This is a genomic window from Alteromonas naphthalenivorans (genome assembly GCF_000213655.1).
GTDB classification, from domain to species: Bacteria; Pseudomonadota; Gammaproteobacteria; order Enterobacterales; family Alteromonadaceae; genus Alteromonas; species Alteromonas naphthalenivorans.
The window spans coordinates 151,305-172,716 of record NC_015554.1 but is presented as its reverse complement, the minus strand read 5'-3'; the positions used below and the strand labels follow the sequence as shown (position 1 = coordinate 172,716).

21 protein-coding genes and 1 pseudogene are annotated in these 21,412 nt (G+C 42.5%); 10 read left to right on the top strand and 12 right to left on the bottom strand.

Features of this window, described 5'->3' with window-relative positions; genetic code table 11:
- Positions 1 to 2: 2 nt before the first annotated feature.
- From AMBT_RS00745 to dusA, 6 genes are all read right to left on the bottom strand, one after another.
- Positions 3 to 995, bottom strand: a complete 993-nt coding sequence (locus AMBT_RS00745; protein ID WP_013782647.1) for a DUF2333 family protein — start codon at positions 993 to 995, stop codon at positions 3 to 5.
- A 157-nt stretch (positions 996 to 1,152) separates the two neighbouring features.
- Complete coding sequence (locus tag AMBT_RS00740; RefSeq protein ID WP_013782646.1) at positions 1,153 to 1,497, bottom strand: hypothetical protein; 345 nt, start codon at positions 1,495 to 1,497, stop codon at positions 1,153 to 1,155.
- Positions 1,497 to 1,697 carry a PspC domain-containing protein gene (locus AMBT_RS00735; RefSeq protein ID WP_013782645.1) on the bottom strand — a complete coding sequence of 67 codons (201 nt, stop codon included), beginning with the start codon at positions 1,695 to 1,697 and terminating at the stop codon, positions 1,497 to 1,499. The genes AMBT_RS00740 and AMBT_RS00735 overlap by 1 nt, the downstream gene beginning before the upstream one ends.
- An 88-nt stretch (positions 1,698 to 1,785) precedes the next feature.
- Entirely contained in the window at positions 1,786 to 2,457 is a 672-nt protein-coding gene (gene pspA / locus AMBT_RS00730; RefSeq protein ID WP_013782644.1) for a phage shock protein PspA, read from the bottom strand.
- Positions 2,458 to 2,811: 354 nt separating this feature from the next.
- Positions 2,812 to 3,093, bottom strand: coding sequence for a hypothetical protein (locus AMBT_RS00725; protein WP_013782643.1), 282 nt, complete (start codon positions 3,091 to 3,093; stop codon positions 2,812 to 2,814).
- Between the two features lie 228 nt (positions 3,094 to 3,321).
- On the bottom strand, positions 3,322 to 4,323 hold the full coding sequence (gene dusA / locus AMBT_RS00720; protein ID WP_232363214.1) for a tRNA dihydrouridine(20/20a) synthase DusA: 1,002 nt from the start codon (positions 4,321 to 4,323) through the stop codon (positions 3,322 to 3,324).
- Between the two features lie 370 nt (positions 4,324 to 4,693).
- Here dusA and AMBT_RS00715 point away from each other — a divergent pair, with 370 nt between their 5' ends.
- From AMBT_RS00715 to AMBT_RS00700, 4 genes are read left to right on the top strand one after another with little or no spacing between them, the layout of a single operon-like run.
- Entirely contained in the window at positions 4,694 to 5,230 is a 537-nt protein-coding gene (locus AMBT_RS00715) for a hypothetical protein (protein ID WP_013782641.1), read from the top strand.
- Positions 5,231 to 5,236: 6 nt separating this feature from the next.
- Entirely contained in the window at positions 5,237 to 7,009 is a 1,773-nt protein-coding gene (locus tag AMBT_RS00710) for an OmpA family protein (RefSeq protein ID WP_013782640.1), read from the top strand.
- On the top strand, positions 7,006 to 7,491 hold the full coding sequence (locus AMBT_RS00705) for a Rab family GTPase (RefSeq protein ID WP_013782639.1): 486 nt from the start codon (positions 7,006 to 7,008) through the stop codon (positions 7,489 to 7,491). The genes AMBT_RS00710 and AMBT_RS00705 overlap by 4 nt, the downstream gene beginning before the upstream one ends.
- Before the next feature lie 9 nt (positions 7,492 to 7,500).
- Positions 7,501 to 9,606 carry a sensor domain-containing protein gene (locus AMBT_RS00700; protein ID WP_013782638.1) on the top strand — a complete coding sequence of 702 codons (2,106 nt, stop codon included), beginning with the start codon at positions 7,501 to 7,503 and terminating at the stop codon, positions 9,604 to 9,606.
- Between the two features lie 62 nt (positions 9,607 to 9,668).
- Here AMBT_RS00700 and fghA read toward each other — a convergent pair whose 3' ends face one another.
- The gene (gene fghA, locus AMBT_RS00695) at positions 9,669 to 10,511 is read right to left on the bottom strand and encodes an S-formylglutathione hydrolase (protein WP_013782637.1); all 843 of its coding nucleotides are present in this window, start codon (positions 10,509 to 10,511) and stop codon (positions 9,669 to 9,671) included.
- 124 nt (positions 10,512 to 10,635) lie between these two features.
- On the opposite strand from fghA, the gene AMBT_RS00690 reads away from it, so the two are divergent.
- The 3 genes from AMBT_RS00690 to AMBT_RS00680 are packed head-to-tail and all read left to right on the top strand — an operon-like array spanning position 10,636 to position 13,729.
- A complete protein-coding gene (locus AMBT_RS00690; RefSeq protein ID WP_013782636.1) occupies positions 10,636 to 11,550 on the top strand; it encodes a 1-acylglycerol-3-phosphate O-acyltransferase, YihG family in 915 nt (304 codons plus the stop codon).
- A complete protein-coding gene (locus AMBT_RS00685; protein WP_013782635.1) occupies positions 11,547 to 12,440 on the top strand; it encodes a 1-acylglycerol-3-phosphate O-acyltransferase, YihG family in 894 nt (297 codons plus the stop codon). The genes AMBT_RS00690 and AMBT_RS00685 overlap by 4 nt, the downstream gene beginning before the upstream one ends.
- A gap of 2 nt (positions 12,441 to 12,442) precedes the next feature.
- Complete coding sequence (locus tag AMBT_RS00680) at positions 12,443 to 13,729, top strand: mechanosensitive ion channel family protein (protein ID WP_013782634.1); 1,287 nt, start codon at positions 12,443 to 12,445, stop codon at positions 13,727 to 13,729.
- A 78-nt stretch (positions 13,730 to 13,807) separates the two neighbouring features.
- Here AMBT_RS00680 and AMBT_RS00675 read toward each other — a convergent pair whose 3' ends face one another.
- Positions 13,808 to 13,999: a hypothetical protein gene (locus AMBT_RS00675; protein WP_013782633.1), complete on the bottom strand. Its 192-nt coding sequence runs from the start codon at positions 13,997 to 13,999 to the stop codon at positions 13,808 to 13,810.
- 348 nt (positions 14,000 to 14,347) lie between these two features.
- On the opposite strand from AMBT_RS00675, the gene AMBT_RS00670 reads away from it, so the two are divergent.
- Positions 14,348 to 15,148, top strand: coding sequence for a DUF2884 family protein (locus AMBT_RS00670; RefSeq protein WP_013782632.1), 801 nt, complete (start codon positions 14,348 to 14,350; stop codon positions 15,146 to 15,148).
- 303 nt (positions 15,149 to 15,451) lie between these two features.
- On the top strand, positions 15,452 to 16,297 hold the full coding sequence (locus AMBT_RS00665; RefSeq protein WP_013782631.1) for an NAD-dependent epimerase/dehydratase family protein: 846 nt from the start codon (positions 15,452 to 15,454) through the stop codon (positions 16,295 to 16,297).
- A gap of 154 nt (positions 16,298 to 16,451) precedes the next feature.
- On the opposite strand, the gene AMBT_RS00660 is transcribed toward AMBT_RS00665, so the two are convergent.
- From AMBT_RS00660 to AMBT_RS00650, 3 genes and pseudogenes are all read right to left on the bottom strand, one after another.
- Positions 16,452 to 17,873, bottom strand: a complete 1,422-nt coding sequence (locus tag AMBT_RS00660; RefSeq protein WP_013782630.1) for a sodium-dependent transporter — start codon at positions 17,871 to 17,873, stop codon at positions 16,452 to 16,454.
- A 207-nt stretch (positions 17,874 to 18,080) separates the two neighbouring features.
- Positions 18,081 to 18,890 (bottom strand): SDR family NAD(P)-dependent oxidoreductase, encoded by an 810-nt coding sequence (locus tag AMBT_RS00655; RefSeq protein WP_013782629.1) that lies wholly within the window; start codon positions 18,888 to 18,890, stop codon positions 18,081 to 18,083.
- Positions 18,891 to 18,984: 94 nt separating this feature from the next.
- A pseudogene (locus AMBT_RS00650) lies at positions 18,985 to 19,377 on the bottom strand (thiol-disulfide oxidoreductase DCC family protein); the annotation flags it as partial.
- A gap of 167 nt (positions 19,378 to 19,544) precedes the next feature.
- Here AMBT_RS00650 and msrA point away from each other — a divergent pair.
- A complete protein-coding gene (gene msrA, locus AMBT_RS00645; RefSeq protein ID WP_013782627.1) occupies positions 19,545 to 20,090 on the top strand; it encodes a peptide-methionine (S)-S-oxide reductase MsrA in 546 nt (181 codons plus the stop codon).
- A 123-nt stretch (positions 20,091 to 20,213) separates the two neighbouring features.
- Here the strand turns inward: msrA and AMBT_RS00640 are convergent, their stop codons facing one another.
- Positions 20,214 to 21,362 carry a YjiK family protein gene (locus tag AMBT_RS00640; protein ID WP_013782626.1) on the bottom strand — a complete coding sequence of 383 codons (1,149 nt, stop codon included), beginning with the start codon at positions 21,360 to 21,362 and terminating at the stop codon, positions 20,214 to 20,216.
- Positions 21,363 to 21,412: the final 50 nt, after the last annotated feature.

The window sequence follows — 21,412 nt, the reverse complement described above, 5'->3', positions numbered from 1 at the left end:
TGTTATCCTTGACTGAGAAGTTCTGAAAGTTCAATTAAAGCAGCGTTAGCGCGAGAAATATAGTTCGCCATCACTAAAGAATGGTTAGCCAGCATACCAAAGCCACTGCCATTTAGAATAACAGGACTGAACACAGACTGCTGAGTTGCTTCAAGCTCACGAATTATCTGCTGTAAGCTAACCAATGCGTTTTTATCTTCTAATACATCGTAGAATTCAACTTCTACCGCTTTAAGAAAGTGTAGTAGCGCCCACGTCGCGCCGCGCGCTTCATGGAAATTATTGTCTAGCTTGAACCAACTAGTTTTAACCGTACGCTGCTGCGCTACCGAGGTAGATTGCTTCGCTTTCGAATCGCCCGCTAAATCTGTATTAATTCTTGCAGAACCAACACTGGCACTTAACCGCTGAGAATAGCTGCCTAAACGCTTTTCAACTTGCTTAAGCCACTCACGTAAATTATCAGCACGAGTATAAAATTGACTGTCAGAATTTTGCGGATTCGCAAGCTGATCGCGATAAAGTTTTAGAAGCTCTATGCCGTCTCGGTAACTAGACTCAGACGACGGAAACATCCAGCTCTTATGATCCATATTAAATTTAGGATGCGCTTTAGTCAGGTAAGGGTTTTCTAACGATTGAGATTGCGAACGGCTAAAGTCTTTACGCATAGAAAGCGCAAGGTCTCGAATCATTTCCAGCGCGCCAAATTCGAAAGACGGCATATTATCTAAGAAAACACCTGGGGGCATTACATCATTCGACAGGTAACCACCCGGTTTATCTAGCAAGGTTTCAGAGACATCAATCATAGTTGCAGTAAGCGTATAGCCGGCCACGTCTTCTGGATTAATATTTTGTGCTTGTTGCGCCACCCGCTTTTTAACGTCGTAGGCGTCTGGTGCCATGCTCCAGTACAGACCTATTAACCAAAAAATCAGAAACAACACTGCAATGACAATGGCTACTCGTTTTGTGCTAATTGATTTTCTCATATCAATGCCAACCTTCCTTTCAAATGACACAAAGCCGGATTTAACCGGCAATGTATAACTAATTATAAATACGCGAGAATTACTAAACCTTTATGACGGTTGCAGTTATATCACCATTTAACGGCCTAATAACACAACTTAAATAAACTTATAATCATCATACAGGATGATTTAGGTGTTGATCACGCTTGGATTTGTCCTTAAATGCATAGATAAGTATAGCTAAAACAACGATTGGCCAAAACGCGCCAATGCCTGCAGCAAGTAATGCCAAGAACACCGCACCAGCAGCCAACAATAGCGTGCCAAGAACACTGACTGCCACGACAAAACCGACTACCGCTAACAGAACCCCTATCACAGATAGTGCAGCAAGGTTTTCCCAAGGACTAAGTAATTCATCTGACATTACGATATGCATACCAAACCAGTCGTCAATAACACTGCCTAAACAATTAACCAAGATCACAGCTAACACAATAGCGATAAGAAAGTTTTTCATTACACTGCCCTTGGCAATAGCATGACTGCCGCGAAATAAGAGACTACGGCGATAGCTGGCATAAAGATAAGCGCCGTTGCTGCGCCAACGCGAACCCAAATTGGATCTACCTCTAAGTGCCGTGCAACGCCTGCGCAAACACCTGAAATAACCGCGCTGTCTAAATCTCTATAAATACGTTTTTGTGATGGCATTTTCATTTTCATTTCCTCAATTCATTTCAGATTTACTTAGGGCTGTACGGTGAGAGTGCGCAGGTACTAGCCTACGCCGCACTCCACTTAATATTTACGCTACCTTTTTTTTCTTAAGCGCAGCCAGTTCATTCTCTATCGTTTCATCGGCTTCTAGGGCGTCGAACTCTGCGGCTAAAGAGCTAACACTGCCGCTATCCTTCGTTAGATCGTAGGCATCAACCTGCGCTTCTAGTGTGTCAATGCGCTGCTCGTAATGCTCAAAACGCATCATGGCATCATCGATTTTGTTGCTGTTATCCACGCTTTTTACTTTAAGGCGCGTTTCTAACGTTTGTTTGCGGCTAACAAGCGACTTTTGCTTTTGCTTCGCTTCATTTAGCTTGCTATTTAAACGGCCTGTATCAACCTGAATCTTTTCGATAATTTCAGCCAGTTGTACCTGCTGTTGCTCTAGCTGACTTAGCTTGGCAACATATTTCTGCTTTTCTACCAACGCGGCTTTAGCCAATTCTTCTTTGTCGTTATTCATGGCAAGCTGCGCTTTATCCTGCCAACCGTTGATATCTTTTTCTGCTGAAGCCATATGGCGAGCTAAGGTTTTCTGGTCGGCTAAGTAACGTGCTGCATCAGTGCGTACTTCAACCAAGGTCTCTTCCATTTCTTGGATAATTAGACGAATGATTTTTTCAGGATCTTCAGCCTTATCTAGCATGGCGTTTAAGTTTGATTGCACAATGTCATTTATTCTTGAAAACATACCCATTGTTATTGCTCCGTTTCAGTGTGATTAATAACGTAGACTAGGCAGTGGCCATGCTACGGTTGGCGATTAACTATGCTGACGCCAATCTTGTCGCTTACATCTCTTTGCTTATTAATTAATTACATTACAATTGACGTGCCAAATCAGTAAGGTGCTGTTTTTATTAATTAAAACTCAAAAATGAAAATAACTGGTGCTCCGCCGCTTTCCTATAAACCAACTTTTTAGCAAATTTAACCACTCACTATTCGTCAATTTAACCAGTGGCAAAATCAGCGTTACGTTTAAAAATTAAGGCAAAAAAAACGACCTTGTTAGGTCGTTTTTCATAAATAGGGTAGAACCGTCGATGGCTTACTCAGCACGTGGAGATACTTCTTCAGTATCCGCAGATGATGTTACTGCAATATCGGTAACTTGTACTTTACCCATTGTAGATTCACCTTCTAACTCAAAGTGATATGCCGTATTTGCCACCGTTTGGTACACATTTGCTTTTACTTCGTTGGTTGTGATACTCACGGCGTGATCAACCATATTCGTCAATATTGACTGAAGGATTGATTCTTGCGCATTTGCGCCAGCGCTGAATAAAGTGATAGAAACGATTGATGCTGCTAAAAGTGAAGTTTTCATAATTTCCCTTGATGGTAATCACTGCAACAGCCCTTCGCTATTGCTTTGATTAATAGATAGCTAAACTCGTGCCATCTAGGAAAATTACGTTTAACCTATTGAATTTAATGAAAATAGAAGAAAGCATGACGCGCACGAAATTTCGAGCAAATTTCGTACAGCGCCAAGGTTTAGTCAAATTCATTAAGTGGTTTAGTGTATTTGACCACTTGCCGCCTTATTGTCCATTTAAGAAATATTATTTGCCGCTTTTTGCGCGTTGTAGTCATTGATTTCTTGCTGTGCTGACTCGACAGCTTCAAGCGCATTCATTAATAGATGAGGATCCGGAGACTTTCCGGTACCATTTTGGCTTAGGTAACGACGCCATATACGGCCACCCGCTTGACCTTGATATAAGCCAAGCATATGTCTAGCAACGTGCCAAGGCTTGAAATAAGGGTCGTCTTGGCGCGCGATACACTTCTCTATATATTGCTGCATCTTTAATACGACATCGCGGCGGCTAATGGGTTGAACTGAATTATCCCCAAAAATCTCGGCATCAACGGTAGACAGAATATAAGGATTAGCATAAACCTCCCTTCCGATCATTACTCCATCTACATATTTTAACTGCTCTTGAGCATCAGCAAGCGATTTGATCCCCCCATTTATACTAATTGAGAGCTCGGGATGAGATTCTTTTAGCATATGTACTCTAGGGTAATTAAGTGGAGGAATATCTCTATTCTCTTTCGGACTTAATCCTTGTAGCCAAGCTTTTCTTGCATGCACAATAAAAGTATCGCACCCAGCGGTAGCGACGATATCAATAAAACGAGCGAAATCTTTATACTCATCCATGTCGTCAATACCGATGCGGCATTTTACTGTAACAGGTATATCAACTTCAGCCTGCATAGCTTTAACATTATCTGCAACCACCTCAGGTTGCGCCATTAAACATGCGCCGAAGCTACCGTTTTTCACTCTATCAGAAGGGCAACCCACGTTAATATTCACTTCATCGTACCCACGCTCTTGCGCAAGTGCGGCACATTTAGCCATGTGCTCTGGGTTACTACCGCCAAGTTGCAGGGCTACAGGGTGTTCCTGCTCGTTAAAGCCGAGATAATCACCTTTACCATAAATAATCGCGCCAGTAGTTACCATTTCGGTATACAGCAAAGAATGCTTAGAGAGCAGCCGAAGAAAATAACGGCAATGGCGATCGGTCCAATCGAGCATTGGGGCAATGGAGAACTTACGATTTAGTGGAGCGAAAGACAAGAAGTCACCTCAATATTATATAGATAAGTAGCGTTTGCTTGTTTTAGAGACTAATACTTAGTCTATAAACATTTCGCTGAATCCCGTTATTTTACTACTGTAATGGTAAAGGTTAAAGCTGTTCGGTCATATCAGCAGCAAGCTTTATCGCCAAAGTAAAAAACACATTTAAAACTAATGTGTTATTTTAAATCGCACCTTTACACGCTATGGTAGAGAAAAGAATAAAAAGCATCCTATTTTTCTATTTAATGGGCTTATTTACTAAGCCCAGTTCAGAGGTTTGATGTGAACGCAGTTATGTTTATGCCCAAGGGAGATTTTTTGCATGGCAAATAAACCATCTAAAAATGTGGAAGCCGAACCCGACGATTCGCAAGCGGGTAACGAGCTTACTCAGTTAAGAGAGATACTTTTTGGTCAAACTAATCGAGCATTCAAGGCAGATTTGGCCAGCTTAGAATCTCGCATAAATGACAACTTTGCTACGTTGAATAATCAGCTAGAAGTTCAGTTCAACGACATTAGAAAGCTCATCGATAACCAAGTTCAAGATTTGTCACATCGACTTGAAGGGGCGAATAGCTCGAACAGTAATGTTCAAAATCAGCTTCAAGCCACCACTGATAAACTGCAATCAGAACTTGAAATAGCCGAAACCTCTGCCAAGAATGATAACGATGCCCTAGAAGCACATGTGGTCAAAGAACTAGATTCCTTAGAGAATGTATTTAGTAAACGTCATCAAGAGCTACTCGAGCGTCTGCAGCAGGTTACAAGTGAACTATCAGAAACGAAAACTGATAGAAAGACGCTGGCGAACTTGCTTTCCACCATGGCTTCGAACTTAGCAACTGACCAGTAGCTGTAAATGGAAGACAACGGGCTTTCTCCTGAATCGAAGGATAATTCTCTTGATCAAATCAGAGCATTAATACTTGGCCAGGATGACAAATATGTTCAAGAAATAGTAAAACGCAATGCCAAAGAAGTGGTAGGCGGTATTGTTTCTGAAGCATTACACGAAAGGGAAAGCAAAGACGGCTCGGTGAATAAAGTGCTGGTGCCGCTGGTTGAAAAGTCACTGCATCGTTCAATTGAAGCAAACAGCGATAAAATCGTAGGCACGTTATACCCCCTTGTCGGCACCTTGGTTCGTAAAGCAGTATCGTCATTCTTAGTCGATTTCGTAGAAAGAACCAACGCACTTATCGAAAACAGCCTTAGCCCTAAAAGTGTTTCGTGGCGTTTTAAAGCGTGGCAATCTGGTATTAGATATTCTGATTACGTCGCATCTCAAGTCTATCAATACCAAGTTCAGCAGCTTTTTGTCATTCATCGAGAAACCGGTACGCTGCTGCATACTATTTCCTCTGATCCTGAGCGTAGTAAAGACGCTGATCTTATTTCATCAATGCTGGTTGCCATTAATGATTTTGTTGCTGATGCATTTCAGTCGCAAGAGAATGAAGCCGAAAACGAATTAGGTGAAATCAAAACCGGTGATTTCACACTGCTTATAAAAATAGGGCCGCAGGCCATTTTAGTTGCCGCAGTTGTTGGCAGTGTTCCGCCAGATATTAGAAGTCGATTGCAGCAAGCACTAGAAGAATTCCATCAGTTTTATCAGGTTCCATTGCAAGAGTATCAAGGCGACAGCGCGCCATTTGCGGGTTGTGAAACCTTACTGAACGACTGTTTAATTAGCGCAAAGAAAGGTGAAGCGAAAGGTAAGAAAAAAAGACTTATTGGTGGTGTTGTTATCGGCATCGTACTGCTGCTTTTAGCTTATCTTGCATTTTTACGAATAGATTTATCGATACTACAAAGCACGATAAGGGATTTACCTCCTCCAGCTGGTATAGTGCTTACTGACACAGCCGTAAAAGATGGCAAGGTGCAAGTGCGCGTACTACGCGATCCTCATATGCAATCATCCCTTGCGTGGTTAGAAAGCCAAGAAATCAACACCAGCAAAGTGATTATTCATGAAGAGCCCTTTGTGTCGCTACAAAAGAATGTCGTTATCGGCAAAGTATCGTCCTTACTCGCAGCAACAAATAACGAACTAACCGCCATTTATGATGAAAACGATGCATTATTTCTGAGCGGCTCAATGACAATTGATGCTTTACGTACATTCTCACGTGAACTTCGTGCAATACCTGGTATTTCTCAATTAAAACCTAATCTTTCTGGTATTGATATTGTTGATGGAGTACGTGCAAATACTGAAGAACTTGATAACGCGGTAATCAACGACCTTGTGGCGAGAATTTCTTCTACGCATTTACCGTTTGCAATTGCACAAGAGAACCTAGATTCTGAGCAATTAGAAGTAATAGAACAATTAGGTCAAGAGTTGTTCCAGTTGCAGCTACTCGCGAAGCAGCTTAATCTGTCAGTTGCGGTCTTTATTTTGGGTGCAAGTGATAATTCAGGTAGCTCTGCACGCAATCTTGCCTTAAGCAAATTAAGAGCTAACAACGTGAAAGAAGCGCTGCTACCCATGAAGGTTGACCCTAGCATTCTTTTTCCAATAGGGCTTGGCCAGTTATCTTTAAGTGAGGGTTCAATGGGACGAACTGTATTTATGAATGTTTTGCTATCTGACTCAAAAACATCAGAGGTAAATACACAGTGATTCAAAAAAAGGTATGCATCTTAGGCCCTACCGGTGTTGGTAAAACGAGCCTTGTTAAACAGTTCGTCGAAAGTATTTTCTCTGAAAAATATAAAACGACAATCGGTGTTAAAATCGATAAAAAACAAGTTAACAAAGATGGCCGAGGTGTGCAGTTGCTACTGTGGGATCTTGAAGGTATTGATAGATATTGCGGGTTCAACCCACGCTATTTGCGAGGCGCAAGTGCCTATATCATCGTGGTCGATCAAACTCGCTCTCAGTCATTATTAGAAGGTATAGAAATCCTCGAGATGGCTAGGGAACACTACCCTGATATTCCGGCTTTCTTCGTGGTCAATAAAACCGACCTCCCTTCAAGCTGGCACTGGAGCGAAGAAGAGCTTGATTCCTATGCGAAGAATTTTACATCACTGACTAAAACCAGTGCGAAGACAGGCGAAAATGTTGAAGAACTCTTCAGTACAATTGCGTTTTGGTAGGAGTTACCTATGGATATACATCTTCTTAATGCGCTAGGGATTACAGACTGCGCTATATTTAAGAGTACAACGAGCCTTCAATGTCTTACACCTGATGTATCGTGGCTTCATAAAATCATCTCTCTGAACGATGACGATAAGATTAATCCAGATGCATTCTCTTCCATTTTTCTAAACGATTTTATGACTGACGCCAATGATATTTGGCGAAATGACAGCATTAATACCCTATCTTCAGGTTTTTGGACTGAAGAAAACAAGAATCAAGCACTCCGTTTAGAAGCCCTCGCGATTAATAGCGGCAAAGGCGAACACTTCTTAGTGATAAAGAATGTAGAAAGCCAATACGAAGAAAAGCAAAAAACACTTCAAGCCGCCAGAGAGCTACTTTTAAGCCATCACGAAATTGTAGGTCAGCACGAATACATACGTCAGCGTCTAGATAAAACACTACTTAAAAACAAAAATTACGAAAAGTTAGTTCCCCCCATAAAACAAGCTATCTACCACTTAGAAACTGGCGTCGTTATTTTAGATAAAAACCGTGAAACTGTACTAGATAATAAGTCCGCTCGACTGCTCCTTTCCTGTAGCCGAGCAAGTAACAGTTCTGACAGGCTTGAACACCTGCTTGAAGATGTCAGCGTGCCAGACACCTTCCTTCCAACGCTCATTGAAAAGCGTGCAGCATGGCAAGGGGAGCTCTATTGGCAGCCCTCGGAAAATTATGAAGTATGGTTACAGGTAACCATTCACCCCGTTATTCAAGATAGTGAACTCACCCACTGGGTATATCTTCTCACCGATATCAGTCACATTCGAAATAAAGAAGAAAGCGTACTCTCTGCTACGGGCATGGACTCTTTGACCAAAATTGCAAACCGTAATTTTTTCAATAGCTATGTTCAGAAGTTGGTTCAAGAGGACGTTAAATTTGCTCTGTTTATTATAGATATACGAGAGTTTAAGAAGATTAACGAAAAGCTTGGTTATCATTCAGGGGATGAAATACTCAAGTCTTTTGCATCAAGATTGCAAGGTTTTGTTGGCAATAGTGGGTTTATCGCCAGAATGGGAAGCAACGAATTTTCCATAGTAAAACGCACCGATACCTTCAGTGGCGTCAACACTTTAGATTATGCGCAGGATATGAAGAAGAAGTTGGTGAACACCTATACTTCGCTGCATGGCGCTGAATCAAACCTTGGGATTAATATTGGCATCGCCGGTTATCCTCAACACGGAGAGCAAGGGAATATACTTTTGCGTCATGCAGATATCGCCCTCCAAATTGCGAAGTTTCAAGGTAAAAACGTTATTCTTGAATATAGTGAAATGCTGCAACGCCAACATAAGAGTATGTCTGAGTTGGAAAGCAAACTTCGCACTGCCATTCAAAACAATCAATTAGCGCTTTTCTTACAACCTATCGTTGATTTACAAACCGGTAAAATTGTTAAATGTGAAGCATTAGCGCGCTGGAAGACAGAAGACGGAAGCTACATCCCACCGGATGTTTTTATTCCACTTGCAGAACGTACAGAGCTAATATTCCCATTAGGTGAATGGTTGGTAGAAGAAGCGTGTAATGCTATTGATAAGCTTACAGAGGCTAATTTAGACATTCGCTTAGCGATTAATATCTCAGGCCGACAAGTCACCGATCTTGTCCTGCTTCATCAAATACAATCGTCTTTAAAGCGCCGAGCCATCGACCCAAGACATTTATCGATAGAACTCACCGAGAGTGTATTCATAGACAGTTTAGATACGGTGTCTGTGTTGCTGAACGAACTTAGAGCCATGGGCATTACTATATCAATTGATGACTTTGGAACGGGGTTTAGCTCTTTGGTTTACCTTAAAAAACTGCCTATTGATGAACTCAAAATAGACCGTTCGTTTGTGAGCGATTTAGAAGAAAATACTGACGATCAGGCTATTATTCAAGCTATCTTGGGCTTGGCCAAAAATTTAAATATTAGCATTATCGCTGAGGGTGTTGAGACGCAAGAGCAGCAGACGTTTTTGGTAGACAACGCCTGTACTTATGCCCAAGGTTATTACTTTGACAGACCTATGTCGATTAGTGACTTCGTAGAAAAACTGCGTTAGAAAACTGCGTATAAGATTTGGTCAGGCAGCTAACTAACACAGTTTATAAGGTACGCTGGCACTTAAATTAGGCCTAAATGCCCAGCGTGAAACTCTAAGTGGTCTTCAATAAACGACGCGATAAAGAAGTAACTATGATCGTATCCTTCATGCATATTCAGCGTTAATTGCGTATCTGATTGCTGAGCGGCTTGCACCAGTGCCAGTGGTTTTAATTGCTCAGACAGAAACTCATCGCTATTACCCTGCTCAACCAATAATGGAATGGCGTGGTTCTTACTAGCAATAATCTTTGCAGCATCATATTCATCCCATGCTGATTGCTCATCTCCTAAATACTGACTCAATGCTTTTTGGCCCCATGGGCAATCAGAAGGGTTCGACACTGGACTAAACGCAGAAACAGATACATAGCGATTTGGATTACGTAAACCAGCAACAAGTGCGCCATGTCCACCCATTGAGTGACCGCTAATTGCGCGCTCCTTTGTCACGGGGAAATGTTGTTCAACATCGCTAGGCAACTCTTCGGTGACATAGCTATACATCTGATAATGCGCTTTCCATGGCGTTTGTGTGGCATCAACATAAAAGCCAGCTCCCAGCCCAAAATCATATGCGCCGTTTTCGTTATCAGGAACACCTTCACCTCGCGGGCTGGTATCTGGCGCAACAATTGCCATTCCAAGTTCTGCGGCTAACTTCATCGCCCCCGCTTTTTGCATAAAGTTTTGGTCGTTACAGGTAAGCCCTGAAAGCCAGTATAACACTGGTACTGGTTTCTCAGCGGAGGCAAACGGTGGTAGGTAGATTGCAAATGTCATACTGCAATTGGTGCTCTTTGCATCGTGAGTGTAGCGTAAATGCCTACCGCCAAACGCACGATTTTCACTAATAAGCTCCATAATGACTCCTGTACACTAATAAATTTAGAAAAATAACCACTTTGCTGTAGCAAACAGTAAAGGGTCTATCGGATTTTAAATCAAGTTCGTTTACACTAAGTGCCTAATTTTTGAGGTAAGTACGATGATAAGAGGCCTAATGCATCACCTGATTGGCACCATTTCAGTGATTTTTTATTTTTTAAATACGGTTTTATGGGCAACGCCCATCATTATTTTGTCTTTTTTCAAACTTATACCGCTTGCGCCCTGGAGACGATTTATATCGTATATCTTGGACGCGTGCGCAACCGCATGGATTACGATTAACAATCTTAATCAGCGAGTGAGTAGTAGAACAAAGTGGGATGTTACCGGCCTTGATCAACTTACCCGCAATGACTGGTACTTAGTGATTGCCAACCATCAATCTTGGGTCGATATCTTAGTTTTACAACGCGTATTCAATCGTAAAATCCCATTTTTAAAGTTTTTCCTCAAAAAAGAACTGATTTACGTCCCTATCTTAGGCCTCGCTTGGTGGGCTCTCGATTTTCCCTTTATGCGTCGATACTCAAAATCTTTCTTAGCGAAGAATCCACACTTAAAAGGCAAAGACATGGAAACTACCCGCAAAGCATGCGAAAAGTTTCAAACCAAGCCGGTAAGTATCATGAATTTTGTGGAAGGCACCCGCTTTACCCAAGAAAAACATGACCGACAGAACTCTCCTTTTAGCCACCTGCTTAAGCCTAAAGCGGGCGGCGTAGCCTTTGTACTTTCTGCCATGGGCTCGCAGTTACACAAGCTAATAGATGTAACAATTGATTACCCTGGCGGCGTTCCCTCATTTTGGGATTTCGTCAGCGGCAAAGTACGTGATATTCGCGTGAGTATTAAAGTCACTCCCATCACGGATATTACCGAAAAGGGCTACTTTAATGATAATTACTTTGACGACCCGCAGGTAAGAAGCCAATTTCAGCGTTGGTTAAATAGCCGCTGGCAAGATAAAAACGACCAATTAGAATCGATTAACGCAACTCAGAAGCCACTATGATCCGTACCTTGTTTTCCCCTGTAACTTTCGTTGTTCACACTGCGCTTCAAATAGCTAACCTTGCGCTGTGGGGAGGGCTGATCATCTTGTTCGGCGTCATTAAACTAATACTCCCTTCAGGTAAAGTTACCGAGGCGTGGAATAGCGTCATGCACGCTTGCTTGTTTAGTTTTGGCCGCGTTAGCGTATTGCTTATTCGCCTATTCAATAACGTAAACATTGAGTGTGCGGTTCATGGCGAATTGTCGAAAGATAGATGGTATTTAATTATCGCCAATCATCTTAGTTACCTTGATATTGTGTTACTAATTGAATTTGCCACTCATCGCATACCGGCTCCAAAATTCTTTCTTAAAAAAGAGTTAATTTGGCTTCCATTTGTAGGGCTAGGAGCTTGGGCCTTAGATATGCCGTTTATGCACAGATACACCAAGGCCTACTTAGAAAAGTACCCTGAGAAAAAGGGTAAAGATCTAGAGACAACACGAGCATCATGTGAAAAATTTCGTACGGTGCCCACCACTGTTATTAATTTTGTTGAAGGCACCCGCTTTACCACACAAAAACACCATCAGAAACGAAGCCCTTATGAAACCTTACTTCCGCCTAAAGCGGGAGGCGTATCTTTTACATTGGCTGCAATGGGTGAATTATTTACTAATGTGCTCGATATTTCATTGTTGTATCCAGAAAATAAGCGCCACCCAATGATGGCTATGCTAAGTGGCACAATGACCAAAATCATAATCGATGTTAATGTGATGCCTGTGCCCGCGCTTCAGCAACACTCTACGTTGAGTGAACCTGAGTTTCGCACCACTTTTCAAGATTGGCTAAATGCCATGTGGAAAAATAAAGATAGCCGTATCAAACGTCTTTTGGAGTCGTAATTGTGGAAGTAAGCTCAACTGTACGTGATAACTTCATGCATCTAGTGAAGGATTTTTTTCCATCACTGACCATGCACGACCCGCTATATAATGCGCTAGCATTGGGCACCATATTGACGATAGCGATTGTCATTTATGTATTTGCAAGGTTGATTGTTCGCCCTGAAATAGCAAGATGGGTGTCAAAAACCACCAACATTTGGGATAACGCATTACAAGAGCATGGCTTCTTCCGCCGTCTTATGCATTTATTCCCTGCCCTGTTTATATTCCTTGCTACCCCAGTGCTTATTGAAGAAGCCTCTGTGTTGTATGGCTTATTAATAAAAAGTGCGTTGTTGTACATGCTTTACAGTGGGCTGCTGGGTATTTACGCCATTTTGAGTACGGTGGAAGATGTTTACAATGCCTCTGCGCTGTCTAAACGTGCACCTATTACTGGCTTTATTCAAGTCACCAAACTCGGCTTTGCCATTCTTACCATTTTGTTCAGCATCTCGTTAATTGTTGATAAAAGCCCCTTACTCTTAGTGTCTGGCTTAACCGCTATTGCCGCAGTTCTATTACTCATTTTTCGCGATACCATATTAGGTTTTGTGGCGGGTATTCAAATTGCTGCTAACCGCATGTTTAACACTGGTGACTGGATCACCATGCAAAAATACGAAGTCGATGGTGAAATTAAAGAAATAGGTTTAACCAACGTAAAAGTGCAGAACTGGGATAAAACCATTTCAACGCTGCCTACCTATAATTTGACCACCGAAGCGGTTAAAAACTGGCGAGGCATGCAAGAATCTGGTGGACGCAGGATAAAGCGCTCTGTGTATATCGATGTTCATTCTATTAAATTATGTGACAACGAGATGCTAGAACGCTTCTCTAAAATTCGTTATATCAGCGAGTATATCGAGAAGAAAACAAATGAACTGCGTGCTTACCACAGAGACTACTCTATTGACGAGTCTGATTTATTAAATAGCCGCAAGCTAACCAACATCGGTACCTTCAGAGCTTATCTAGAATCCTATCTGCGCAAACACCCAAGTGTGAACCAAGAAATGACCTTGATGGTGCGCCAACTGCCCCCTAACGAAATTGGCCTGCCGCTAGAGCTATATTGTTTTAGCATTGAAAAAGATTGGGTGAAATATGAAAAGGTTCAAGCGGATATTTTTGACCATGTAATGGCCATGCTTTCTTTGTTTGACTTAGTTGCTTACCAGCGTGATGGCCACTTAGGGTATTTATCCAGTGCCATGGATATAAGCCAAAGCGAACAAGACTAGCGCTTGCTGTGACGACAAATTATAGATGCTAGACATAAAAAAACCGGCCTAAGCCGGTTTTTTTAAGAAAATCATTACTTAAGCCAACGCATAACCCATTAGCAAGCAAACCACTAACCCAGACACACCGAAGAAACCATACTCGATTTTTTCCTGCATGCCTTTTGCGCCAGTTTCAGCTGTCATGAAACCCATTACGATGCTGCTAAGCCCCAGAGTGAAGGCAATTAGCGCAACACCAAATACAATTGCGTTAATCCAATCAGTCATTCTCTAAACCCTTTAATTTTTCTGACGTTATTATGCATGAAATCAATCTAGATGAACATGCCTCAAAAAGCATTAAATACGAGTAATGTGCTCTTTTTCTTACCACTTTGATCTTAGTCAAAAATGCCAAATAGTTAAGCTAATTGCTAAATTATGGTGAATAGTTAGTGCCACCGCCTATCTGAAGAATTATAAGATACTGAAATTAAAAGAATTATTTAAATGGCACTGAGGTTGCAATACTTAGGTTACAACACCTAGGTTACAACTGAGCTTGTAATAGCAGGTTATAAAAACAGCGTGAGCGCATTGCGCTAGACAGTCTTATGGCTAATAGGATTTCAGAAAATGAAAATTAAACAATTATTTCCACTTGCCTTAGTAACTTCATCTTTACTTAGCGTGCCAGCGTTTGCTTTTGAGACTAGCTGCGATATCGAATTAGATGGCCATCTTCAATATTACCAAGGCCTAATTACTGTCGACATGCAAAATGGTTCTACCATGTCGATAGATGACACCTACCATTTAGTGATTAACGGTGAGAGTGTGTCGTTGAACAACGAACAGCAACAATGGGTAAATACCTATTACGACCGTATCGATACTGCTATCCCCATGACCCTTAATATCGCAAGTGAAGGGTTAGAGATTGCGAGTGTCGCCGTTTCAGAAGTATTCGGTGAACTGCTTGGCGGCGATAATAAGCTTACTGAAGATTTTGATACGATGTTTACATCGCTTAACGAAAAGTTGGCAACGTCTTTTTATGATGACAGCGGCAATATCAAAGTGGATACGGCTAAGTTTGACGAGCCAGGCTTTTTCGACGAAAGCTGGGAAGACGAATTTGAAGCGCAATTCGAGTCGCTAATTAGTGAATCAATGGGCCGAATCCTCATTGCTGTTGGTACGCAAATGCTATGGAATGGTGGCGATATGGAAGCGTTCGAGGAAAAAATGGAGCGCTTTGGGGAAACTATTGAACACCGTGTTGAATCACAAGCTGCAGCACTTGAAGAAAAAGGCGATGCGCTATGTGAAGTGTTGCAAGAAGCTAATTATGCAGAAAACAAAATGCAAACCAGCATTCCTGGGTTAGGTGGCTTAGACTTAATCGATATGCGCAGTGGCGAAATGAAAATGTAATTGTGGTTCTATTGGTGTAGTAACTCCCCCACTGCATTCAAACCACGTTTAATTTACGTTTAATAACCTTACAACGCTAGCTTTCCCGCTAGCGTTTTTTTGTTTTTTAACTCATGCCATTGTAATCGGTTTTCTCCCTTATCAATTAGCACATAGCGCTTTGCACCTCATTCCCAGAACTGTCCACCTAACAACCTACATTTGTGTGCTCGCATTTACCCCATAGAACCAATCCGTTTTGCGCCTTACCGCGTATTTTTGATACTTTTACTCTCACGCCCCATTATCATCTAAGAAGACGTTATGAATAATAAGCTAGTTATATGCGGTTACGGTTGGCTTGGTCGCTACTTGGGCAAAGCCATGTCAGCTACCCATACTATTATTGCCACCACGCGAAGCGAAGAAAAAGCGTTGAAGATAAGCGACAAGCACATTAAAGGCTTGGTTTTTAGTTTGGGTGACGACACCACAACGCTATGTGAAGCGCTTGGCAATGCAACGCTGGTACTAAACATTCCACCTGGCCGTCGTAATACCCAGTTAGATGATTTCACCGATAACATGCTTACCCTTATTGATAATGCAGTGGCGGCTAGAGTAGCCCGTATTATTTTCATTAGTACCACTTCGGTATACGGCGATAATAGAACTGATGTGTTAAATGAACACGCCAGCACTCAACCTGAAACCGCATCGGCAAAAGCGCATGTAGCCATAGAGCAGCACTTGTTAGATTTAAAAACGAATGACAAGGTAGACGTTAAGATAGTTCGCCTTGCTGGGTTAACCGGCCCAGATCGTCATCCGGTAAATTCGTTAAGTGGCAGAAGCCTGAATGCGGGTAATAAAAGAATTAACTTAGTGCATATTCATGATGTTGTTGCCGCGTTAAAGACACTGATTTTCGCAGATAGTAGTAAGAACAACACTAGCAAAATCGATAGCACAGATTTATATCATCTGTGTAGTTTGCAGCATCCCAAAAGAGGCGATTACTATACCCAGGCGGCACAGAAAAAAGGGATTGCTGCTCCCACATTTAGTGAGTCAGATTTAGCCCCCACGGGCAAGGTGATTGATGCAAAAGCGAGTTGGGCTTTACTGGGAATACTTCCCGACTATGCCAACCCTGATGACATGATTTAGTGAGATAGAATGTTGTAACACGATGACGTTACACGCATAGGATAATAAACAGATAAGGCGCTCATATTTGAGCGCCTTATTATTAATATACGTTTTACTTCAACTTGCCTAGTGCAACTACCAATCGAGAACAACGACTAGCTGAGAACAACCACTAGCCAAACAGGCTGAAGCCGAAGTATTTAACCGCCACGGTATTGATGAAAATAACTAACAAGATGGCAGGGATAAACGTTTTAAGCGATACATCGACATACTTTTCAAACCATCCACCACGATAGCCCGAACTCCCCTCTTCAAGGGATGCATTGAAGTTTGCACTTTTCCAACGATAGATAACGAAGATACAAATCAAGAAGCCGTTTAATGGCAAAATGGTCTCGTAAAATACGTCAATAATAACGTCGAACAGCGACTTATCTACACCTGCATAGCTGGCGAACTGCGTAAGTGCATCAACTTTACCAAATGACAAAGTACACAGTACCGCTAGCACAAGCATCACGCTACCAAGTGATGCTAATGCCCACTTTCTGCTTACCCCTTTCTCGTCCATTAGCGCCGCTACTGGCACTTCAAAAATAGACACTAAAGACGTGATGGCAGCAAAGAACACTAATAAGAAGAACAGGCTTGCCACGATAGACGCCCCCACATACCCAATAGAGCTTTGCAGCGCTAAAAATATATTAGGTAGATAGGTGAAAATCATACTCACCGATGACTCACTAAGTTCATCAGGATTAATATCAGGGTTGAATGAGAATATCGCAGGCAGAATCATTAAGCCTGCCGTGAAGGCCACTGCGGTATCTGTTATTGCCACTAGTTTTGCCGACGTAGGTACATCCGCTCTCTTGTCGATATAACTGCCGTAGGTAATCAAAATCCCCATACCTAGCGAGAGGGAGAAAAACGCTTGTGCGAGCGCACCATTCACCACACTTGCTGTCAGCTTTGAGAAGTCAGGAATGATATAAAACTTCACCCCTGCCATAGCATTCTCGCGGGTGAGTACGAACACCACTAAGCCAATTAGCATAACAAAAAGGGCTGGCATCAGCAGCTTAGCTGCTTTTTCAATCCCCTCTTTAACACCGCCTTGCAGAATGAGATAAACCACACCAACAACCACGGCCATATAAGCGAAAATAGACGACGAATTAATAAATAACCCAAAGGTATCTGGGTTAGCTAAGGTGTCTAAATTACCGCTAACGGTTTCAAAAAGATAACCGAAAATCCACACCGTAATCACCATGTAGAACACGGCAATCATAAATGGCGTAGCAATGGCTAACCAACCGGCGATTTTCCACTTTGCTGAATTGCCACTGATTGCGCTGTACGCGCCAAGTGGATCCTTTTTGGCATGACGCCCCACTGACATTTCCGCTAACATCACAGGTAAGCAAATAGCGAATACAAAAATGGCATACATTAATAAGAATGCACCACCGCCATTTTTTGCCGCGCCAACAGGAAAGCCCACTAGGTTACCAATACCTACTGCCGACCCTGCCGCTGCTAGAATAAAACCTATGCGCGATCCGAACTGTTCTCTGGCCCCGCTCATATCCCTTCCTCTTGTTGAGTTTATTTTTATGTTTTCTGGGATGGCGATAACTTATGATTATTTCATCGTGCTAATGGCGTCGACTACGTCGTATTGCTCGCCTTTTTTAAGCGAGTCAAAACACTGCACCATTCCCTAAAATGCATGGTAACAGCAGTGTAATAAAAAGTCTTGATATTGGGCTTACAGAAAGCGGCAATTGGCGTATCACCAAGTTACCACTTTACCGTCCCAGTCAATGAAGTGACAGCTTTCGTCATGGTTTGAATGGCGATAAGCGCTTAGTGTCGACAAGTGAGTAAGCAGTTGATTAGCGGTAAATTCCGGTGTGAACAGTTTTTTTGCTTTTACGTTTTTCTGAAACGGCGCTGATAAACCAGTATCGACAGTACCTGGGTGATAACACACTAAAAGTGGTTCTTTAAGCCGCCGTGTGTATTCTACCGCGGCTGTTTTTACCAACATATTAAGCGCGGCTTTTGAAGCTCGGTATCCATACCAGCCCCCCAGTTTGTTATCAGAAATGCTGCCCACCCGCGCACTAATACAGACAATTAACGGGTTTTCTTTCACCATCACAGTCACTAAGTACTTCATCCATAAAGCAGGCAGCGTACTGTTGACGGCAAAGTAAGTTGCTAACGCTTTTTCACTTATGTCTTCAAGCCGTTTTTCTGGGCGAAGCCCCAGCGTTTCATTGTGAAGTACGCCGGTCGCGACAATCGCTAACTTCACTCGTGTACCTTGCGCTTGAAGGTCTTTAACAAACGCCTCTATACTGCGTTCATTGTGTTCCGGCAAGCTAATTGCCGTCACATTATCGGTCCAAGTAGGGTCTTTAAAACCACTGCGGCTAAGGGCTATTACCTTTTTAGGATTCTCATCCTCACCGGTGTCAGCGCTTAACAATAAATGAACCAGAGCCCTCCCTATTCCGCCCGACGCCCCTATCACGAGAGACACCGTATTAGCGCTTTGCTCAGCCGTATTTTGCTCAGTTTTGGGGTTATCTGCCACTGTCGCCACCTTTGCCTTTTGTGCTTTCGATATTCTTAATATGTTCCGCCCCAGCGGTGCTTTTAGTAAGCGCAGCATTCGCATCACTGGGTGATTCTTGCTGAATGTCACCAGGTACACATCGGTCACAAGTACGCTTTTTACCGGTCAATAAATACGAAATGGTATAACGGTGTTTAGCGAATTTGAGGTAACACCAATCGGCAATAATACGAATACCAGGCCAGCGCAGGGGGGCGTATAGCCAACCTACACCTACAGCTTTCCACGCCTGATGGGTTACATCTAGTCCGGTAATAAGTGTGCCATCGGGTAATAACCCGTGAATTCTAGCATTGAGTGCATGCCAATCTAATTCTGGGTACTGCGCAGCAAACTCTTGTGTTTGAATATCAACAAGGGTTAATGCACCTTGCTTATCCCGTTTTTGTAAATGGCGCATTTCTGTTTTGCACAACGGGCAGTAGCCATCGTAAAAAATTATCAATGTAGTCACCTCTGACTTGGCGGTAGCTTTCTGTGTGTTCTGTCTTTCTGTGTTCTGGGCTTTTTATTTATTATGCTTTTATACGCTAAAAAAATGCACTTGGATGACTTGAGTTTAGGTACACTCACACCCACACTGATGTCATACGTTTTTTCTGAGGTAACACAATGGCAAATTTACAAGTAGCCACCCTAGCTGGCGGGTGTTTTTGGTGTATAGAGTCAGCATTTAATACTGTTGAAGGTGTTGAAAAAGCAGTATCCGGGTATGCGGGCGGCGAAGATGCCTCACCAACTTATGAAACAGTTTGTGGTGGCGGTACTGGTCACGCTGAAGTCGTTCAAGTTACCTACGATGCCGATAACATCAGTTATCGAGAGATATTAGAGATTTTCTTTGCACTGCACGATCCTACGCAATTAAACCGTCAAGGTAACGATGTGGGCACTCAATACCGTAGCGCGGTTTTCTATCATGACGATGCGCAAAAAGACGCTGCAGAAGCCATAATAAAGGAAATTACCACGGAAGAGATTTGGCCTGAGCCGGTTGTCACCGAAGTTGTGCCCATTGATAACTACCATCAGGCTGAAGACTACCATCAGGATTACTTTAAAAATAATCCGCAGAACCAATACTGTTCTATGGTAGTCGCACCTAAACTAGCGAAGTTTAAAAAGACATTTGCTTCACGTTTACGTAAGCAAGCATAAAAGCCTTAATTAAGGCTTGAAGACCCTAACAAAAAATGCGGTTGCAGCGTAATATCTGCAACCGCATTTTTTATTTCTGTAAATAGCCTGTGCATTGAATCTCATGGCTTTTGCCGTTTATTGCTACTGAAACCATGCGTCATTTAAAGGCACCGAGAACAACAAAGGGGCCATGGCTTCGTAACGTGGTGTCTCTGCCTCACATTTAATGTTCTTCAAGTAGTTCACTTTCCACGGATCGTTTATTAGCCACAAGGTATCTTCTACTACAACCAGTCCTTCAATTGAGGCGTTATCCATTACATATTCGCCGCACTCATTATCTGCACTCACATTAAACTGCATGGAGATACGCTTCGTTTCTACCTTACCAGCAACATCAATAACCCAAACCTCGTTATCATTTCGGGCTGCGGCCAATAAAAAACGATTACCACTATCAGCAGCATTATAAAGTGCTAAGCCATTTATGGGGTGGCTACCCGTTTCAAACTTAGGTAACGACAAATCAGGTTCATTTACCACAGCGAAATCCGCACTTTTCCAAAAGTCATCCGCTATGTTTAACGAGAAAATTCGCGGCTGCCCCGCTTTATCTTTTTCTAGGCCTAAGTATAAGGTGCCATCTTTTGCCATGGCCATGCCCTCAATACCGTCGTTAGGAAAGTTCCCTACTTCAAATTCGGTAGGAAACTGCAAAGGACGAACATGGGTCATTGTCACAGTGTTGTCTTCATCACGCTCTAAACGAACCAATAAGGTGGGATAGTCGGTAGAGCCTGTATCTTGATATTTCTTTTCACAGCGGGTAGACAATGTTCCTGTGCGGGTAGCATCTTCGGTTACAGTGTAAATCACATTCGGATTACGAGGATCGCTAGCAAGCGCTTCTAAATCTGGCGCATTGGTTAAATAGTCACTAAAACAACTTCGGCGCACGCGTGTAGCTAGCTTAAATGCATTACTTGATATGGTCAGTGTCGCCGTGTCTTTATCAATAAAGTGCAGCTTTCTTTGCTGCTCGAACGCGGCACTACCATCTGCAATGGTGACTAATTGACCATTAATTTCAATTAGCCCCGAGGTTTGAGGGTCTTGTATTACGTCGCTGGTGTCGGTTGATATCCAGCGCCCAACAGAGGTTAAAACTGAACTGGTTGTGGCACTAGGCGCTTCTTCGTCAAATGCGGCATCTTTGTTATCGCTGCAGCCTGCCACAACACCACTTAACGCTACGACAATAAACGCGGCAACCGGCCAATTATTCAACATGTTTTTCATTTCCTTCAACGTTAAGATGCCCCTATCACTCACGCCTAGCA

What these genes read in the sequence shown, in the direction of transcription:
- fghA (WP_013782637.1), bottom strand. Translation starts at nt 10,511, where the DNA reads ATGGAGCTTATTAGTGAAAATCGTGCGTTTGGCGGTAGGCATTTACGC.
- AMBT_RS00735 (WP_013782645.1), bottom strand. Translation starts at nt 1,697, where the DNA reads ATGAAAATGCCATCACAAAAACGTATTTATAGAGATTTAGACAGCGCG.
- AMBT_RS00665 (WP_013782631.1), top strand. Translation starts at nt 15,452, where the DNA reads ATGAATAATAAGCTAGTTATATGCGGTTACGGTTGGCTTGGTCGCTAC.
- AMBT_RS00690 (WP_013782636.1), top strand. Translation starts at nt 10,636, where the DNA reads ATGATAAGAGGCCTAATGCATCACCTGATTGGCACCATTTCAGTGATT.
- AMBT_RS00700 (WP_013782638.1), top strand. Translation starts at nt 7,501, where the DNA reads ATGGATATACATCTTCTTAATGCGCTAGGGATTACAGACTGCGCTATA.
- pspA (WP_013782644.1), bottom strand. Translation starts at nt 2,457, where the DNA reads ATGGGTATGTTTTCAAGAATAAATGACATTGTGCAATCAAACTTAAAC.
- AMBT_RS00715 (WP_013782641.1), top strand. Translation starts at nt 4,694, where the DNA reads ATGGCAAATAAACCATCTAAAAATGTGGAAGCCGAACCCGACGATTCG.
- AMBT_RS00660 (WP_013782630.1), bottom strand. Translation starts at nt 17,873, where the DNA reads ATGAGCGGGGCCAGAGAACAGTTCGGATCGCGCATAGGTTTTATTCTA.
- AMBT_RS00745 (WP_013782647.1), bottom strand. Translation starts at nt 995, where the DNA reads ATGAGAAAATCAATTAGCACAAAACGAGTAGCCATTGTCATTGCAGTG.
- AMBT_RS00725 (WP_013782643.1), bottom strand. Translation starts at nt 3,093, where the DNA reads ATGAAAACTTCACTTTTAGCAGCATCAATCGTTTCTATCACTTTATTC.
- AMBT_RS00640 (WP_013782626.1), bottom strand. Translation starts at nt 21,362, where the DNA reads ATGTTGAATAATTGGCCGGTTGCCGCGTTTATTGTCGTAGCGTTAAGT.
- AMBT_RS00740 (WP_013782646.1), bottom strand. Translation starts at nt 1,497, where the DNA reads ATGAAAAACTTTCTTATCGCTATTGTGTTAGCTGTGATCTTGGTTAAT.
- AMBT_RS00675 (WP_013782633.1), bottom strand. Translation starts at nt 13,999, where the DNA reads ATGACTGATTGGATTAACGCAATTGTATTTGGTGTTGCGCTAATTGCC.
- AMBT_RS00685 (WP_013782635.1), top strand. Translation starts at nt 11,547, where the DNA reads ATGATCCGTACCTTGTTTTCCCCTGTAACTTTCGTTGTTCACACTGCG.
- AMBT_RS00670 (WP_013782632.1), top strand. Translation starts at nt 14,348, where the DNA reads ATGAAAATTAAACAATTATTTCCACTTGCCTTAGTAACTTCATCTTTA.
- dusA (WP_232363214.1), bottom strand. Translation starts at nt 4,323, where the DNA reads ATGCTCGATTGGACCGATCGCCATTGCCGTTATTTTCTTCGGCTGCTC.
- AMBT_RS00710 (WP_013782640.1), top strand. Translation starts at nt 5,237, where the DNA reads ATGGAAGACAACGGGCTTTCTCCTGAATCGAAGGATAATTCTCTTGAT.
- msrA (WP_013782627.1), top strand. Translation starts at nt 19,545, where the DNA reads ATGGCAAATTTACAAGTAGCCACCCTAGCTGGCGGGTGTTTTTGGTGT.